We start from the raw sequence: 17384 nt of genomic DNA, 5'->3' as shown, positions 1-17384 counted from the left end.
TGAACTTTGGCTATATGAAAATGGGAAGCTACAAATTAATATTCTTGAAGATGGCAAATATATTGAGTCTGAAATTAGTCCCAATACGGTTCGGATAAGGTTTTTTGATGACAAGCCTGATTATTAGACATCTCCAGAAATTAAATATGCTTTACCCATAACCCTTGTAGAGACGTAGCAGTGCTACGTCTCTACATTGTTTTTCGGAGATGTCTATTGTAGAGACGGCGATTTATCGCGTCTCTTGCCTTAACCGAACCGTATTGGATCGCTTGGTTCTGGCGCTGAGATCCACAAGCACTAGAGGTTGATCGAATAGTTCTGCGTCTGGTTTAACCCCGCTTGAATCGAAAGCACTCACGATAAAAACCTGAATTTTATTTATGGTGAATTAAGATAATCTGATACGGAATAAAGATGATTTCCAAAAAAAGATTTTCCTGTTTTGGCGAGATCGGTACTTTCACCTTAAGATCCAAATAAATTTTAATCTACTAAAAATCTATCGGATTGTCGTAGATTGATAATCCCAAATTTTCTACAAGTTGTCAATTTGTTTTAATGTCTTTTTGCAACAAAGATTCAAGGTTGAAAGCAGAGATGTTGGAGCGATAACTTCTCTACGAGACGCTGCGCGAACGTTAAGCTGCGTTAACACATTTAGGCAATGGCTTCAAAATTGCGATCGCTGTGAATCAAAAGTCAGCTATTTTCCAGTTTTGTTTGTAAGCATTATCAGGCAGTAGGCATAGCTCGTCGTAGATATCGCCTGACTTTACTTAAGTAAGCAAGACATTGCACGGGCTATTTCAACTTTTTTTATCCCCTTTCGGGGTGGTGCGATCGTAAAGCTCGAACGCTTCTCCAATCTCGGTTATTGTGAGCAGTTTCCATCCCCTTTCGGGGCGATGTGATTGTAAAGACAATTCGGCTCAGGGTCTTTTGCTCGTCGATACTAAGGTTGGGTTTCCATCCCCTTTCGGGGCGATGTGATTGTAAAGCTGGTGGAGTTTGATTATACCTGTTGCGATTATAATTTGTTTCCATCCCCTTTCGGGGCGATGTGATTGTAAAGAGTTCACTTCTGGAAGCTTTACAGGGAAAGGGTTTGAGATACCCCAATCGACGCATCTCTGAAAAATGAAAAAAATCTTTCAAAAATTTGTCAATTTTGCAGCTTGGAAACTATGCTGCGTAAGGCATCGACGCATCTCAACGAAGTTATGCGGTTTTCAAGGTTCGGGCGAGATGCGTCGATGAGCGACACACTGATGTTTTTAAAATAAAACTTTTTAGGGATTTTGGTCAAATTTATTACGCAATTGTTACAAAAAGCTAGGGGATTTTGAGCGATCGCATTTCCATGCCAAGATTACAAGAAATTTAACGGGAGCGTGAAAGCCCCTGAGAAGTAGGCACGTAGTGCCAAATAATGAAAAACGAACCGCAAAGGACACAAAGGAATAAGAGTTTCAGAGAGTATTGTGTGAGATAAAGAGTAGCGATCGCACTTGTGACAAAAAACTAAGCTGTAATGACGTAAAGTTGTAGTCTGTGCGTAAATCCTGAAAAGTAGCGATCGCACTCATGATGAAAAACTAAGCTGTTAAAATAGACATCTCCAGAAATTAAATATGCGTTATCCAGAGTCCTTGTAGAGACGTAGCACTGCTACGTCTCTACATTCATTTTCACCAGATGTCTAATCATAGACTAACTATCAGACTTGAAAAAACGGTTGATGGGGCGGGTTAGTCCCAGATTTTCGCGCAGGGTGTTCCCTTCATACTCTTTACGGAAGATTCCACGCTGTTGGAGTTCTGGGATAACCTTGTCTATAAAATCATTCAATCCTTCAGGCAGATAAGGGAACATGATGTTGAAACCGTCAGACCCTTCCTCAGTCAGCCATTGCTCCATATCATCGGCTATGGTTTGGGGCGTGCCGACAAACGCCAGTCCGCCGTAACTGCCGACGCGTTGAGCCAGTTGTCTAATGGTCAACTTCTCACGTTGCGCCACCGCCACTAGTCGCTCGCGAGAACTTTGTCCGGCGTTAGTCTGCGGAATTTCCGGCAATGGGCCATCTGGATCGAAGCTCGAAACGTCGTAGCCAAGCGCGCCATTTAAACTAGCGATACCGCTGTCATAGTGTACCAGACTATCTAAATGGGCACGCTTGGCGATCGCCTCTTCCACAGTTTCGCCTACGATGACCAAAGCACCGGGAAGAATTTTGATGCTTTCTGGGTCACGTCCAATGGCCCATGCTCGTTTCTTAATATCAGCAAATAAAGCTTTGCCTCCTTCCAGATTACCAGCAGGAGCAAACACAACTTCAGCAGTTTCGGCGGCTAATTGCCGTCCTGCTTCAGAAGCACCAGCCTGAACAATCACCGGCCAACCTTGGACAGGTCTAGCGATGTTCAATGGCCCCCGCACTGAGAGATGTTTTCCCTGATGATCCAAAACGTGAATTTTTGCGGGATCAAAATAAATTCCTGATTCCACATCTCGAATAAAGGCATCGTCGGCGAAGGAATCCCAAAGACCAGTTACGACATCATAAAATTCTCTAGCGCGCACGTAGCGTTCATCATGCTCTACTTCTTCTTTCAAACCAAAGTTGAGCGCTGCATCTGGATTGGATGTGGTGACAATGTTCCAGCCAGCGCGGCCGCCGCTGATATGGTCAAGAGACGCGAAGCGACGGGCAATGTGGAAAGGCTGATCGTAAGTTGTGGAAGCAGTAGCAACGAGTCCGATGTGTTCAGTGACACTGGCGAGGGCAGAAAGCAGAGTGAAAGGCTCGAAGGAAGTGACGGTGTGGCTGCGTTTTAGCGCGTTGACTGGCATATTTAGCACAGCTAAGTGATCCGCCATGAAGAATGCGTCAAACTTGCCCTGCTCTAGTTTCTGGATGAATTGTTTCAGCGCCGGGAAGTTGAAATTGGCATCAGGCAAAGCCCCAGGATAGCGCCAAGCGCCTGTATGTATGCTTACTGGACGCATAAACGCGCCTAGCTTTAATTGCTTTGATCTGCTCATTAGCTCTCTATAAACATAGTTATAAACGCACCACTCTACCAATGGTTTATACAGGAAACAATTCAACGAAGAGGCAGGGGGCAGGAGGAAGCAAGGTACAAACCTTGCCCCTGGTTGCTCCACAAACCTTGCCTGAAGCGTTTTTTGTTCAGGCTTGCGTGATGGATATTGTTGTAATTTGAGTAAAGCGATGCCTACAGCGAGCTTCGCTAACGCAATTATGCTTTTCTCAATACTGGTAAATTTTTTATCTAGTTTGTAACAGTTGTTAGTATTCGGCTTTTACTTGAATACTGTTTGTCTGTTTAGACAAAACTGTACTGAGTTTATCATTTTTCAGATTAAATTTATCACGAATCAGTCTTTAAACCAATAGACATCTCCAGAAATTAAATATGCGTTACCCAGAATCCTTGTAGAGACGTAGCAGTGCTACGTCTCTACATTCATTTTCACCAGATGTCTAATCGACAAAATCAGCGTAGGCGCAGCCCGTCGTAGACATCGCACTTAAAGCTAATCTCTTCAGATAGCCCTTGTCAATTTGAAATGCCATAAAAATTACAAAATTACTCACAACAAATCTGGATTTTCACCCAATTCTCTTAATTTAGCCGCTAAACGTTCGGCTCTTGCTTTTGTTTCTTCCTCTCGTGCTTTTGTTTCTTCCTCTCGTGCTTTCGCTTCTTCCTCTCGTGCTTTCGCTTCTTCCTCTCTTGCTTTCGCTTCCTCCTCTCGTGCTTTCGCTTCCTCCTCTCGTGCTTTTGCTTCCTCCTCTCGTGCTTTTGCTTCCTCCTCCTGTGCTTTTGCAGCTTCTTCTGGTAACAAAACTAAATTGCCAGCTACATCATAAAATCGCAACCATATCGCCGTCTCTCTGTCTATGGTTCCTTGCCAAGTTCCCAACCAGAAATTTAAACGTCTACACCATAACCAATTGCGCTCATTTAAAGTCAAAGGTTGGTATTGTTGATTATTATCTAAATGCCATCCCTGCAAAGAATTAGGATCAAAGGGGTCATAGACAAAATAATCTGAGGTATGAAAAGTTTGTTCGTAAAGATTTTTCTTAATGCTTTTGTCTATTGCTGCCGTAGATGGTGACATTAATTCCACAATCACGTCAGGATAACGACCATTTTCTTCCCACACTACCCAACCTTGTCTAGAGTTATTACCGTCAACATTCAACACGGCAAAAAAATCTGGCCCGCGAAAGTCACGGTTACGAACTTGGGTACTGCTGTAGTAAATAAACATATTGCCCCCAGTAAAATAATCATTGCGATCAGTCCAAGCCTGCTGCAATGACCGAATGAGGACATTCATCGCAATCCGGTGGCGATTAGATTCCAAGGGTTCACCATCATCAAATATTAAATCTGTAGGTGGTATGGGGGATTCCCAATCCACAACGGCTGTAGGTTGCAATATCGCTGCTGGGTTGTTTTCAGTAGTCATGAGCGATCGCCTTTATCATTAAGCCTTAAAATTCCATCTTAATCTGGGGATTGGGGATTGGGAATTGGGGACTATTAATTTTGAATTCGGAGCGTTCGCCCTTAGCGTCTCGTAGAGAAGCGACGTGACCTTCTTTTTGCTTTAAACAAGCTTTGCGCTAACCATCAAACTGGACGACAACCAGACAAAATACTGTGCATATTCACTACTTGTCCAATAACTGCGATCGCAGGCGCACCAAATTCACTTTCCTCTACCTGTTTGACAATTGTCTCTAAAGTACCAATCAATTCTTCTTGTTCTGGTCGTGTACCCCAGCGCACCAAAGCAATGGGCGTTTCTAAATTCAACCCAGCGGTACTTAATTGTTCCACAATATAAGGTAGATTGTGAATTCCCATATAAATTACGATGGTTTCAGAACCGTGAGCGATCGCACTCCAATTCACAATCGGTCTATACTTACCCACTGCCTCATGACCAGTTACAAATGTCACCGATGAGCTATACAGCCGATGCGTCAAAGGTATACCTGAGTATGCTGCCGCTGCAATTCCCGATGTGATACCTGGCACAACTTCCGCTGATATCCCCGCTTTAACTAATTCTGCCATCTCTTCGCCACCGCGACCAAAAATAAACGGATCGCCACCCTTTAGCCGCACCACAATTGCATGATCCTGCGCTTTATCAATCAGCAATTGCGTTGTTTCTGACTGCAACAACGAATGTCTCCCCGCACGTTTACCAGCATTAATTTGCTCGGCTTGGGGATTAATCATTGCCAGAATTGCCGGACTCACTAAGGCATCATAGATAACTATATCTGCACATTCCAACAAACCTTTTGCCTTCAGGGTAATTAATCCTGGATCTCCTGGCCCCGCACCTACTAAATAAACCTTTCCCAAATACTTGTTCTCCTGTTTTTCTGTGCGGTTCATCTATCTATCTGTTAAATCCCAAATTAGCTCAGCTAATTCTGCACTTACTCCCAATGGCTGCGCCAATTGGAAATTCACCGCAGAGAATTGTAATTTTAGCGCCTCTATTGAGGTGGCGATCGCATCGGTTATTCCACCAGCGAATAAAAAATATGGTAGAATCCCAATTTCCCGATCACCAGCAGTTACCAACTCTTTCACCCGTGATTCTAAGCTAGGAGGCCCAGCCCAATAAGCAGCCATTGCTCCCAACCTCGCCGCCATTGCTTCTACAGTTTCTTGGGAACCTGGACGACGGCTACCATGAGCTAATAGAATCCATGCTTCTGCTTTTATAGTAGCTATTTGCCTGGTCAGTAATTTCTCTAAATTGGGGTGAGAGCCTAAATATGGTTGCAACTCAATGATGATATCTTCACCAATCGCCTGTTGTGCAAGTGCTACTTCGGCAGGAATATCTGTCATGACATGCACTCCCGGCAGCAGAAATAGCGGTACAATTTTTAGGCGGTTCGCATTTTGAGGCGGGTTGCGTAGGCGTAGCCCGTCGCAGGCATCGCCAAAAGCCCTCTTAGCAAATCGTTGAATTTGCTCATGTAAAGGCTGAGAACTCATTTCTAAAGCAGCTGTACCAACCAGATATTCACTATTTACTGAGTTGTGGTTTTGTGGCAATTTGTGACATACTAGCCTAGCTAGTTGCTGCATAGCAATTTCTGGGCGGCGATCGCGACTTCCGTGAGATAATAGCAGATAGGCAAATGACATTGGTAAAGCTTAAACTCTCAGTTACTATTCTTATTTAAGATTAAAGCTGGGGGCTAAACTAAATTGCAAAATACTTGTCTAAACCTAATCAATATTGGTTAGTTTAAGTATGTTTTTCGTTTTTAGCGATCATCTTATTGTTCTTCGGCAGTATAAGTATAAAATTGATCAAAAGCTCCCACCGTTTCAAATTTGTAAGAAGGTATCCAAGAATTTATTTTTAAATCTGTACGGTAAACACTAAAAACAACAAAATCTTGCCTTTCTGTAGTCCTAGCAATAACTTCTTGGATTTGCGGGTTAGCTGAGTCAACCAACTTATCACAATTAAAACGGATTAAATTTTCAATAATATTCGTAGTTTTTTTGCATACATCGGTTTTTAAGTATTTTGTCAGCCGTTGAACTGCATATTCTTCATATTCAACCTGACTGGGATTGGTTTTCGCCATTGTCACACCCAAGGCGGCGACTCCTACTGCTGCTCCAGCATACGCGATGATGGTCAATGGTTTCATATTTGCCAAGTAAAATTCATTGTAATCGTTAGATTTCAGAGACTCTAAATCAACTAAGTCCGTTCCTTGAAGAAAAACTCTTGATCGCTTGCCAAATTATTGCTATAATTCAAATTGTTGAATGGCGAGCGTAGCCAAGTGGTTAAGGCAGTGGTTTGTGGTACCACCATTCGTGGGTTCGAGTCCCATCGTTCGCCCTACATAATCTCATATTGATCCATATATTTCTATATAAAGATGGGTTGTGGTTTTGAAGATTCATAACCATTACTTTAGCAAGGATCTGCCATCTACAAGTTCATAGACTTGAAAGGGTTGCAAGCCTACGATGATTTATTAGTTTATCTTATTAATAAGTTGACGTATATAAGCAAATCTACTTTCTCAATGAAAATTAGGTGTACGATGTCAAGACATCCTACTTCTCTACGAGACGGGCTAAGGATAGAGAAGCTGTTACTGTGCTATCGGACTAAGCAGATGCTCATACTTCTCTAGAGCATGAGCTTTTTATATTAAGATTCCTGACTTCTTAGAGAAGTCAGGAATTTGAGTTTCAGAAGTTTTTAAACGCACACAACCTGTTAGAAAATGCCTAAAAGAATGATAAAAGTCAACGCACAGAAGGCAAGTAAAGAGATAATCAAAATATTGCCTATACTGTGGTCGAAAGCTGTTAATTTATGTGTATTGGTAGCCATATAAATCGACCAGATTTAAACAACTTTATGTTTATATTATAAATATGGCAAATCGAAATTATTCTATTTATAAACAAAAATTTATAATCCACGTAAATAAATGATATAGTGAGAATTATACCAAGAAGATGAGGGCATAATCTGTTGTGCCTATTTATTCTTATGCAGTTATTTACTAACATCTAACTAAAGGAATAAAAATTGTATTCCTTTGGTTAGAGCCAAAAATATTGAGCCATAGATACTTTAGTTAAAGTAGAACATGATTTAAGTGCCTACTGAAAATTTGATATTTGTAGGTACACAGATAAATGTGATTTATCTGTGTTGTTTCGTGTTTATATGCGGTCTAACAAAAGGTGGAGGCTTATTTATCTAGCCTTGAAAGTTAACAATGTAAACATCGTTATCTAATGGAGTTACCATGTCTGAATTGCTTCAAGCAGTCTTAGATAGTGAAGAGAGAAGTGATTTGCGTTCCTTTATTAGTGAATTACGCCAACAAGAAAAGAAGTACTTGTTGCGGAATGACATACTCAATGTATATAGTGAGTATTGTTCAAAGTCTCAGAAACCTGAAACTTTTTACACTTTCTCTGAGTTAGGGAAACTCATTTACCATACTCAGGAAATTATTCAGGAGGACTCAAACTTTTGTTTCATTATCCGTTCTAAGATTGCCAGCCAAGAAGTTTATTGGTTGACATCAGACTTGAGCATCGAACCAATGAAAGTGCAGGATTTGTTGGATCTGCGCGATCGCTTCGTCAACAAATTTCATCCTAACGACGGCGGCCTGCTAGAGTTGGATTTTGGCCCGTTTTATGATTACACCCCAGTCATCCGCGACCCCAAAAATATTGGTAAGGGAGTGCAATTCCTCAACCGCTATCTTTCCAGCCAACTATTCCAAGACTCCAAAGAATTGCTGGACAGCTTATTTCATTTCTTGCGCCTGCACCACTACAACGGTATTCAACTGCTGATCAGCGATCGCATTCAATCGCAGCAGCAACTTTCTCAACAAGTTAAAAAAGCGATCGATTTTTTGAATAATCGCGCCGACGATGAACTCTATGAACAATTCCGGTTCCAATTGCAAACAATGGGTTTTGAACCGGGTTGGGGTAAAAATGCAGGGCGAGTCCGGGAAACCCTCAATATTCTCGATGAATTGATTGATTCTCCCGATCCTCAAAGTCTAGAAGCTTTCATCTCTCGCGTCCCGATGATTTTTAGAATCGTCTTGGTGTCAGCTCACGGTTGGTTTGGGCAAGAGGGCGTTTTGGGGCGTCCCGATACTGGTGGTCAGGTAGTTTACGTCCTTGACCAGGCAAAAAGCCTAGAGAAGCAGCTACAAGAAGATGTCCTGCTAGCTGGTTTAGAGGGATTGAATGTCCAGCCAAAGGTAATTATTCTCACCCGTTTGATTCCCAATAGTGATGGTACTCTTTGTAATCAACGGCTAGAAAAAGTCCTTGGTAGCGAAAACGCTTGGATTTTGCGAGTACCTTTGCGAGAGTTTAATCCCAACATGACTCAAAACTGGATTTCCCGGTTTGAGTTTTGGCCTTATTTAGAAACTTTCGCTATTGACTCAGAAAGAGAACTACGGGCAGAATTTCACGGTACACCTGACTTAATAGTTGGTAACTATACTGATGGAAATTTAGTAGCATTCTTGCTGGCGCGACGGCTGAAAGTGACTCAATGTAACGTTGCCCATGCTTTAGAAAAATCTAAATATTTGTTCAGTAACCTCTACTGGCAAGATTTGGAAGATAAATATCATTTTTCCTTGCAATTCACTGCTGATTTAATTGCCATGAACGCTGCCAATTTTGTGATTAGCAGCACTTACCAAGAAATTGTCGGAACGCCGGATAGTGTAGGACAGTACGAGTCTTACAAATGCTTTACCATGCCGGAGTTATATCATGTGACTAATGGAATTGAATTATTTAGTCCTAAGTTTAATGTCGTACCACCTGGAGTCAACGAGAATTACTATTTTCCTTACTCGCAGACTCAAGACCGAGTAGAGAGCGATCGCCAACGCCTTGCAGAAACACTCTTTACTCTAGAAGACCCTGCGCAAATATTTGGTAAACTCGACGATCCTCGCAAGCGTCCTCTCTTCTCAATGGCGCGTCTCGACCACATTAAAAATCTCACAGGTTTAGCTGAATGCTTCGGTCAAAGTAAAGAATTACAAGAGCATTGCAACTTAATTTTGGTGGCCGGTAAATTACGTGTCGAAGAATCAGGCGACAACGAAGAACGCGACGAAATTATTAAACTCTATCAAATCATTGACGAATACAATCTCCACGGAAAGATTCGTTGGTTGGGTGTCCGCCTTTCCAAAACTGATTCCGGTGAAATTTACCGAGTCATTGCCGATCATCAGGGGATTTTTGTACAACCAGCTTTATTTGAAGCTTTTGGTTTGACAATTTTAGAAGCAATGGTTTCAGGATTACCGACTTTTGCCACACAATTTGGTGGCCCATTGGAGATTATTCAGAATCAGGTTAATGGTTTTTACATTAACCCGACAAACTTAGAGGAGACAGCCGCGAAAATTGTGGACTTTATCACTAAATGCGAACAAAATCCTAACTATTGGAATGAAGTTTCTCAGCGAGGAATTGACCGAGTTTACAGTACCTATACCTGGAAAATTCACACTACCAAGCTGTTATCCTTAGCACGAATTTATGGCTTCTGGAACTTTACCTCAAAGGAAAATCGGGAAGATTTATTGCGCTATATAGAGGCTTTGTTCTATTTAATTTACAAGCCAAGAGCGCAACAGCTATTAGAGCAGCATAAACACCGATAATAAATTAGAAGGGATAAGCTGTTCCATATTTAACTCAATACGCTGGGATTAAGAATTATTGATATGTAGAGACGTTGCCTTACAATGTCTCTCTAAAAGATTTCGGGCTGAACTAAACCGTATAGTAATGGTATCTCAACTACTCTGGACAAAAAGATTTATTTATTAGTGTTTCAGATCCGAAACCCGTGTTTACGACAGCTCCACCGCAAAAGAAAAACAAGTTATTGTTTCAACTCAGTCAGTTGAACTGCTAAATGAATTTAGAGCAGAAGATGTAATTGTTGTGGATCGCGATCGTGGTAAATCATCACTCCGAAGATTAGATGAGGATGATTTACACGATTGGCTTGAAGACCACAGTTTAGGAGAACTGTGGAAGAAGAACATCCTTGGCGGGAGACCTTCACGATGATCCGAATACACATTTTTGTAGAAGGACAGACAGAAGAAACTTTTGTAAAAGAAGTATAATACAAAGTTTCATAACTCCTAACTCCTAACTAAATTGTCAACGCACCCCAAGTTCGTTGACCAACTACTCCATCTACTCCTAAATTTCGCTGGTTTTGAAAGGCTTTGACAGCAGTCTCTGTGAGTGCGCCAAAAATTCCATCTATTCTAACAGCATAACCGTTAGACACTAATAGCTGTTGTAAAGCTCTGACAGCAACACCAGAACTACCAAAATAAAGAGTCGGTAGAGGTTGACTACTAAACTTCTGGAACCGTCCTGTAGCCTTTGTACGGATTTTACCTCCAGACTGAGAATACTTTTTAGACTCACTTAAGTTAGAAGAAAGTAGGAACTGATTCTTTCTACTAATTTTCTGAAGTATATTTTCTTTCTCTAGTTTTGACGCTGAGGAAGAAGCGGGGGAAATCTCATCTGTCTGCATAAATTCAGGTGGTGTGACTTGAGCAGTTATCTCTAACTGACTCTGTTTTGACTGGTTTAGGTCATTTTGCACCTGAAATAATTGCTGCTGTGGCAAATTGGCCCCAGATGCTTGTCTGATTGTTAACATGCCTGTCATCATCAGGCCAATTTCAGTCATTGTAGTTTTTTTACCTTTTTTCATCTCGCCATAAAGCAATACCGCCTAATAAACCAGTGATATTGGGGATGAGTTTTACATTTAACGGTAGCTGGAAATTCACTCTCACAGCTTCGCCACCGCCAATGTAAAGGTAATCATAATTAAACAGATGTTGCAAAGATGCGATCGCTTTTTCTAAACGTCTATTCCATCTTTTATCGCCAATTTTTTCTAACTCTGCACGCCCCAACTGTTGCTCGAAAGTCTCTCCTTTGCGAAACGGATGATGCCCCATTTCCATATTCGGCACCAGTCTCCCATCCACAAATAAAGCCGAACCAAACCCCGTACCCAGAGTAATCACCAATTCCACACCTTTACCTGCGATCGCACCAAACCCCTGCATATCTGCATCATTAATCACCCGTACAGGCTTATTTAACTGTTTTAATAATGCTGTTTCCAAATCAAATCCGATCCAATCTGGATGTAAGTTTACCGCTGTTTCTGTAACTCCACAGCGCACCACGCCGGGAAAACCAACCGAAACGCGATGAAATTCACCTTGAGCCGCTGCTAACACAACAATTGCATTAATTACAACCTCTGGTGTCGCAGGTTGCGGTGTATCTAAACGCGCCCTTTCGGTTACAGGATTCCCCGTAATATCCAAAACCATAGCCTTAACGCCACTACCGCCAATATCAACCGATAGGGTACGAATCGATCCATTTTCGTCAACCATTGAGTCTACATCCTTATAAATACCTGCTATTTCGTTATTAATTATGCTCTGCTGCATTTGATAATATCTGGATGTTTGGAGAGTCTTTATATTGCTATGGAGTAGGGAGAAATCAATTAAAGATTAAAAATTAAAGAACTTCTGCTCCTACCTCCTCCCGCATTTCTCACAAGCTTGAGGGAAGGGGCAGAAGGGCAGAGGGGAAAGAACTTGTACAATAGTACAATACTCTCCTCTGCTCCCCTGCACAAGCACAGGCTTTGAAAGATGTGGTGATAAATCCGGGCTCCTGCCTCCTGCCCAAAGTTAAAAATCCCATACATTCGATGCAGAACAGCATCTAGATTTGTTAATGTAAGGGTAATGGAGATAGTACTGGCGTAGCTGCTTAAAATCTACCGGGCAGCAAGTTTCTATTAAAAGTAATATTAAGAGAAAGAATTATGACGGCGTTTGAACCTCAAAGCATCCGCTCATATAGCCAAGAAGATGTCCAACAAATTCTGCACTTAGCGATCGCTCGTCAAGCTAATGACAAAGATACAGAATTTTCTTATGAGCAAATATTAGAAATTGCTGCTGAGTTAGAAATCTCACCTGATTCTTTAAAATTAGCAGAACACGATTGGCTAGTACAACAGGGCCAAGTCCAACAGCGAAAAGCTTTTGACGCCTACCGCATCAGAAGATTTCAGAAGCGTCTAGGCAATTATGCAATTTTCAATGGCTTTTTTATACTGATGAATTTAATCAGTGGTGGCGGAATTACTTGGTCACTGTACATTTTGCTATTCTGCGGATTGCCTATAGGGCTTGATGTCTGGAATACTTTTCAAATCAAAGGCGAAGAGTATGAAATGGCATTCCAAAAGTGGAGTCGTAAACATCAGATAAAAAAAACCATCAGCACAGTTTTGAATAGGTGGTTTAAGGCATTACAGGTTTAGGAACGTGGATTAAATAAAATGCAAAACTCCATCCTGTCTCTAGCTTCCCTCTCCAATATATCGGAGAGGGATTGAGGGTGAGGTAAACCAGGAACATAAATTGTATATTATTAGGACTTACGCAAAAATTGCTAAAAAGCTTAATTTATCGAACCGCCTTCTCTTCGAGAGGCTGACGCCAACGCGCAGCGTCTCGTAGAGAAGAGAAGTGCCAAGCGATAGTTAAGAGCGTTGTGGCAACTGACGCTCCTCCATCGCTAACAAGGGATTTAAACCCCGACTGAAATGGGTGCTACATATAGATTGCAGGTTCTTAAACCCTTTTATTTACGATAAAACGATTAAAAAATCCTGGAAAGCTTTATGTAACAACAGTTTGATAGACTCTTCAAAATTTTAAACATCTTCTAATTGTATTGCTGGTGTGGTAGTTTTCACAAAAAAACTCAGTGGCGATCGCACTGATTTGACTTTACCTATCGCATAGAGTGAGTTTTTCAGCAGCGTTTATCGAAACATAATTCAGGAGTCAGAATTAATTCTGACTCCTGAATTATGAATCCTTCTTCAATCTTTGTAAACCAGTGTAAATATTGAACCGTTCTCCGCGCAGAAATCCAATTAAGGTAATCCCGAATTCCTTGGCGACAGACACCGCCAAACTACTAGGAGCAGAAACAGAACAGACAATGGGAATTCCAGCAGTTGTTGACTTTTGCAAAATCTCAAAACTAGAGCGTCCACTGACCAAGACAATACAATTATTTAAAGGCAATTCATCACTGAGCAAAGCTGTACCAATCAATTTATCTAAAGCATTGTGTCGCCCAACATCCTCCCGCAGGTTTAACAGTTGTCCTTGAGCATCGAAAAGAGCCGCAGCGTGTAAACCCCCTGTAGCGGTGAAGATACTTTGAGCAGCCCGGAGCTTGTCTGGTAAGCTATAGATAATTTCGGGTGTTACTGTTGGGCCAGAAGGAATCACTGGACATCCCCGCAGACGTAAAGCCTCAAGGCTAGCTTTACCACACACCCCACAGGCGCTACTAGTATAAAAATGACGCTCCAAAGACTGTAAGTCTGGAATTAACCCATCCCGCAATTCTACATTTACGATATTATGGCGCTGCTCACCATCTACCGATTTATCTACGCAGTAGCTAATACGTCGAATATCTTCCCTATGGCTAACGACTCCTTCACTGTAGAGGAAACCAGCAGCTAGTTCAAAATCTGCCCCTGGTGTCCGCATAGTTACAGCTACCGTCTTCTGGAAAGGAACAAGACGGATTTCCAAAGGTTCTTCTGTAGTGAGATGATCTAAACGAGTCCGTACTTGACCTTTTTCCATTACCCAAACAGTGGCTTTGGTTTTGCTTTTAGTTCGCATTGTCATATTTGTGAGAGTTGGTAAATTTAAATTTTGATACTAATCTGGAAACAGAGTAATGCTATTTGTATATCAGATGCCAGGTTGATGCTCACCAACTGCTTTGGACTGTTGAGCTAGATTGGCTAGGTTTCTGTTTAGGAAGTAAAATGAACCTAAGAATTTTGGCTCTCAGTAAAGTTTTATTTGCAATAGTCTTTGTAATTTCCCTTGGTTTTGCAGGATACTTAGTGGGTGATAACATTAGTCAGAGAGTAATTGGAAAATCTCTGGCTAAACAAGTCATGTCTACCTCCACCATCGGAAAAAGTTCTCGACTACAGACACTTTTAAATGAGATAGTTGCAGAACAGCGAATTCCCGGCGCAGTAATGTATATTATTACACCTAAAAGTTCTTGGCTAGGAGCATCTGGTGTGGATGACTTGTCAACTAAAACCCGGATGAAACCCACAGATGGCTTTTCTATTGCCAGCATGAGTAAAACTTTTATGGCGGTGGTTGTGCTGAAATTAGTGGAACAAGGGAAGATAGGATTAGATCAAGCGATCGCAACTTATCTACCAACAGACATCAGTCCTCATATTATCAACAGCGACAAAATTACAGTTCGTCAACTGCTCAACCATACTAGTGGTGTTGCTGAATACCTAGAAACAAAAGAATTTATTCAAGCTACTGCGAAAAGAAGTCGCTCACAGCCTTGGACAGCCAGAGAAGCGATTCAGTATATGTACCAGGAAGAACCGCAGGCAAATCCCGGAGAAAAATTTATTTATACTGATTGCAACTATATTCTTTTGGAACTGATTGTTGAAAATATCACTAAGGGAACTCTCGCCCAAGCAATCCGCAGTCAGATTTTAAAACCATTAGGATTAAAACATACCTTCACAGAACTGCGCGAACCGACAATTGGAGAAGTAGCTACAGGTTATGGCGATCGCCATAAGCATGGTAAGCTAGATAGCTTTGCCGAAGTCAATGATGGGAATGGTTTAGGAGATGGGGGATTAGTTTCAACAGCAGAGGATTTAGCCAAGTTCGCCAAAGCATTATTTGTCAAAAAAACCTTACTCTCCTCGAAGATGATGAAAGAAATGCTGAAATTTCGAGATAATGGCGAAGGTTATAGCTATGGGTTAGGTGTAGAAAGGTTTTCGTCTCCTTTGGAAACAGCAATTGGGCATAGTGGTACAGCTTATGGCTTCGTAACATTGCTTGCATATTTACCCAATCAAAATACCACCATAATAGTGCTGCTAAACAATCAGGATGTTGATATTAAATCAGTCGCTAGGACAGGTCTGGAAGTTGTTGAGAATAAATGATATTGAGGAAACTAAGGGAAGCTGGCGGATTATGGTAGAACTTTTTTCGCCGTTGGGTTTTGCAGCAGTAGATTTTTGCAGCACTGGGCGAATAGAATGAGACTGTTGGTCAATTCACGGTGGGTTTGACCCCTCACCCCTAAAACATTGGTTTGGAGTTGCTTTCCCGCCCTGAAATAAATTTCGGGCTAAGACCTACTGTCCGTTGAAACAGACCCAAATCAGAGTAATGAGGAATGATGGGTTAGACCCCCTATTAATTCGCCAACAGAGTCATAGAATTCGCGGCTACACTGGCATTGTCCGCCTTCGCGGACTAATTTCGGCGACAGCATTTGCTATTATTGAGGGCTTATCTTCTTAAACTGCGCGGGTCAAGTGCATCTCTCAGCCCATCACCGAGTAGGTTAAATGCCAACACTGTGAGGATAATCAGCACAGCCGGCGGCCAGATTAACCAAGGTTGCAGTACCAAAATTGAAGCATTGCTAGCCAGAGAAAGCATATTTCCCCAAGAGGGGTCTGGTTGTTGAATTCCCAAGCCGATGAGACTCAGTATCGCTTCTGAACCAATAAAGCTGGGAATTGCAAGAGTCGCAGAGATAACTACATAACTAGCCGTTTGCGGTAAAACGTGGCGGAGGATGATATAAATTGGGTTCGCACCCATTGCCCGTGCGGCTTGGACAAATTCTCGCTCTTTAAGTGATAGTACCTGTCCCCGAATGACCCGTGCTAAACCAGCCCAGCTAATAACTGAAGTAATCACCACAATCAGTAAAAAGCGCTGGGTACTACTTAAACCCGCTGGTAAGACTGCGCCCAATGTTACCAAAAGATAAATACTGGGGAAAGTCATTAACACTTCTGCCAAACGCATAATGACACTATCAGTCACACCGCCGAAATAGCCAGAAATTCCCCCGATGAGTAAACCGAGGGGATAGGTAATGATAATGCCAAAAATCCCGATAAACATACTGATGCGACCACCATGCAGCAAGCGACTAAATTGGTCGCGGCCTTGGTCATCAGTGCCGAAGATGTTGAATTTTGCGCCAGTTGTTGTGCCAAATAAATGCCAATTTAAGGGAATACCACCAAAGATTGTGACTTCATCCCACTTCGGGGGTAATGGCAAACTCATCTGCAACAATCGGTATTCTGGCCCGGAGACAAATAGATGTAGGGGTGAGGGCTTTGTCGAGTCTACAATGAGTTTGCGATCGCCTGTATCTAAATTCGTATCTCCCTGAGTCGTCGGATAAATATAAGGCCCGATAAACTGCCGTGATTGAGAAACCCAGTGTATCTTAGTTGGTGGCAGCAGTGAACCATTAGGCTGTGAAGCATAGGGGTCATAAGGAGCTACGAAATCAGCGGCAATTACTCCTATATAGAAAATTAACAGCAAAATTGCCCCAAATCGTGCCAAAGGATTTTTCTTCAGTCTTCGCCACCAATCCATAGTAGTTAGGAGTTAGAAGTTAGGAGTTATGAGTTATTAAGCTTTTATCTTAATTCATAACTCATGATTAATAATTTTCAACCCCTAACTCCTAACTCCTAACTCCTAACTCCTAACTCCTAACTCCTAACTCCTAACTCCTAACTCCTAACTCCTAACTCCTAACTCCTAACTCCTA

Annotated in this window: 14 protein-coding genes and 1 tRNA gene; 5 read left to right on the top strand and 10 right to left on the bottom strand. The window is 41.8% G+C overall.

The features are described 5' to 3' along the window. Positions 1 to 819: 819 nt before the first annotated feature. The 6 genes from V7K67_RS34635 to V7K67_RS29735 all read right to left on the bottom strand — a co-directional run bounded on the left by V7K67_RS34635 (position 820) and on the right by V7K67_RS29735 (position 6739). A complete protein-coding gene (locus V7K67_RS34635) occupies positions 820 to 1047 on the bottom strand; it encodes a hypothetical protein (protein ID WP_442943963.1) in 228 nt (75 codons plus the stop codon). Positions 1048 to 1713: 666 nt separating this feature from the next. Then, positions 1714 to 3048 carry an LLM class flavin-dependent oxidoreductase gene (locus tag V7K67_RS29755; protein ID WP_334710298.1) on the bottom strand — a complete coding sequence of 445 codons (1335 nt, stop codon included), beginning with the start codon at positions 3046 to 3048 and terminating at the stop codon, positions 1714 to 1716. A 573-nt stretch (positions 3049 to 3621) separates the two neighbouring features. Continuing rightward, the gene (locus V7K67_RS29750) at positions 3622 to 4509 is read right to left on the bottom strand and encodes a Uma2 family endonuclease (protein WP_335169613.1); all 888 of its coding nucleotides are present in this window, start codon (positions 4507 to 4509) and stop codon (positions 3622 to 3624) included. A 164-nt stretch (positions 4510 to 4673) separates the two neighbouring features. Then, entirely contained in the window at positions 4674 to 5453 is a 780-nt protein-coding gene (gene cobA, locus V7K67_RS29745) for a uroporphyrinogen-III C-methyltransferase (protein ID WP_334710300.1), read from the bottom strand. Then, positions 5454 to 6221, bottom strand: coding sequence for a sirohydrochlorin chelatase (locus V7K67_RS29740; protein ID WP_335169611.1), 768 nt, complete (start codon positions 6219 to 6221; stop codon positions 5454 to 5456). It abuts the gene before it with no gap. Positions 6222 to 6355: 134 nt separating this feature from the next. Beyond that, a complete protein-coding gene (locus V7K67_RS29735) occupies positions 6356 to 6739 on the bottom strand; it encodes a DUF4359 domain-containing protein (protein WP_334733748.1) in 384 nt (127 codons plus the stop codon). A gap of 124 nt (positions 6740 to 6863) precedes the next feature. On the opposite strand from V7K67_RS29735, the gene V7K67_RS29730 reads away from it, so the two are divergent. From V7K67_RS29730 to V7K67_RS29720, 3 genes are all read left to right on the top strand, one after another. After that, positions 6864 to 6936 (top strand) — tRNA-His (locus V7K67_RS29730). 928 nt (positions 6937 to 7864) lie between these two features. After that, positions 7865 to 10285 carry a sucrose synthase gene (locus V7K67_RS29725; RefSeq protein WP_335169609.1) on the top strand — a complete coding sequence of 807 codons (2421 nt, stop codon included), beginning with the start codon at positions 7865 to 7867 and terminating at the stop codon, positions 10283 to 10285. A 286-nt stretch (positions 10286 to 10571) separates the two neighbouring features. After that, the gene (locus V7K67_RS29720) at positions 10572 to 10700 is read left to right on the top strand and encodes a hypothetical protein (RefSeq protein ID WP_335169607.1); all 129 of its coding nucleotides are present in this window, start codon (positions 10572 to 10574) and stop codon (positions 10698 to 10700) included. A gap of 88 nt (positions 10701 to 10788) precedes the next feature. Here the strand turns inward: V7K67_RS29720 and V7K67_RS29715 are convergent, their stop codons facing one another. Together V7K67_RS29715 and V7K67_RS29710 are read right to left on the bottom strand one after the other, a co-directional pair. Continuing rightward, a complete protein-coding gene (locus V7K67_RS29715; protein ID WP_334733745.1) occupies positions 10789 to 11343 on the bottom strand; it encodes a peptidoglycan-binding domain-containing protein in 555 nt (184 codons plus the stop codon). A 10-nt stretch (positions 11344 to 11353) separates the two neighbouring features. Further along, the gene (locus V7K67_RS29710; RefSeq protein ID WP_335169668.1) at positions 11354 to 12070 is read right to left on the bottom strand and encodes an ROK family protein; all 717 of its coding nucleotides are present in this window, start codon (positions 12068 to 12070) and stop codon (positions 11354 to 11356) included. Between the two features lie 443 nt (positions 12071 to 12513). Here V7K67_RS29710 and V7K67_RS29705 point away from each other — a divergent pair, with 443 nt between their 5' ends. Beyond that, positions 12514 to 13017 (top strand): 2TM domain-containing protein, encoded by a 504-nt coding sequence (locus V7K67_RS29705; protein ID WP_335169605.1) that lies wholly within the window; start codon positions 12514 to 12516, stop codon positions 13015 to 13017. A 553-nt stretch (positions 13018 to 13570) separates the two neighbouring features. On the opposite strand, the gene fdhD is transcribed toward V7K67_RS29705, so the two are convergent. After that, entirely contained in the window at positions 13571 to 14413 is an 843-nt protein-coding gene (fdhD, locus tag V7K67_RS29700) for a formate dehydrogenase accessory sulfurtransferase FdhD (protein WP_334733743.1), read from the bottom strand. A gap of 143 nt (positions 14414 to 14556) precedes the next feature. Here fdhD and V7K67_RS29695 point away from each other — a divergent pair, with 143 nt between their 5' ends. Then, positions 14557 to 15738 (top strand): serine hydrolase domain-containing protein, encoded by a 1182-nt coding sequence (locus V7K67_RS29695; protein ID WP_334710309.1) that lies wholly within the window; start codon positions 14557 to 14559, stop codon positions 15736 to 15738. 352 nt (positions 15739 to 16090) lie between these two features. On the opposite strand, the gene V7K67_RS29690 is transcribed toward V7K67_RS29695, so the two are convergent. Then, a complete protein-coding gene (locus V7K67_RS29690) occupies positions 16091 to 17206 on the bottom strand; it encodes an ABC transporter permease (protein ID WP_334733742.1) in 1116 nt (371 codons plus the stop codon). Between the last annotated feature and the right edge of the window lie 178 nt (positions 17207 to 17384).

The organism is Nostoc sp. (assembly GCF_036917155.1).
Taxonomy (GTDB): Bacteria; Cyanobacteriota; Cyanobacteriia; order Cyanobacteriales; family Nostocaceae; genus Nostoc.
This window is presented reverse-complemented; position numbering and strand designations above follow the sequence as displayed.

Bases quoted from the DNA above. Each gene is read 5' to 3' on its own strand.
- cobA (WP_334710300.1), bottom strand. From the start codon at position 5,453: ATGAACCGCACAGAAAAACAGGAGAACAAGTATTTGGGAAAGGTTTAT.
- V7K67_RS29735 (WP_334733748.1), bottom strand. From the start codon at position 6,739: ATGAAACCATTGACCATCATCGCGTATGCTGGAGCAGCAGTAGGAGTC.
- V7K67_RS29755 (WP_334710298.1), bottom strand. From the start codon at position 3,048: ATGAGCAGATCAAAGCAATTAAAGCTAGGCGCGTTTATGCGTCCAGTA.
- V7K67_RS29695 (WP_334710309.1), top strand. From the start codon at position 14,557: ATGAACCTAAGAATTTTGGCTCTCAGTAAAGTTTTATTTGCAATAGTC.
- fdhD (WP_334733743.1), bottom strand. From the start codon at position 14,413: ATGACAATGCGAACTAAAAGCAAAACCAAAGCCACTGTTTGGGTAATG.
- V7K67_RS29705 (WP_335169605.1), top strand. From the start codon at position 12,514: ATGACGGCGTTTGAACCTCAAAGCATCCGCTCATATAGCCAAGAAGAT.
- V7K67_RS29725 (WP_335169609.1), top strand. From the start codon at position 7,865: ATGTCTGAATTGCTTCAAGCAGTCTTAGATAGTGAAGAGAGAAGTGAT.
- V7K67_RS29710 (WP_335169668.1), bottom strand. From the start codon at position 12,070: ATGGTTGACGAAAATGGATCGATTCGTACCCTATCGGTTGATATTGGC.
- V7K67_RS34635 (WP_442943963.1), bottom strand. From the start codon at position 1,047: ATGGAAACAAATTATAATCGCAACAGGTATAATCAAACTCCACCAGCT.
- V7K67_RS29740 (WP_335169611.1), bottom strand. From the start codon at position 6,221: ATGTCATTTGCCTATCTGCTATTATCTCACGGAAGTCGCGATCGCCGC.
- V7K67_RS29690 (WP_334733742.1), bottom strand. From the start codon at position 17,206: ATGGATTGGTGGCGAAGACTGAAGAAAAATCCTTTGGCACGATTTGGG.
- V7K67_RS29750 (WP_335169613.1), bottom strand. From the start codon at position 4,509: ATGACTACTGAAAACAACCCAGCAGCGATATTGCAACCTACAGCCGTT.
- V7K67_RS29715 (WP_334733745.1), bottom strand. From the start codon at position 11,343: ATGACTGAAATTGGCCTGATGATGACAGGCATGTTAACAATCAGACAA.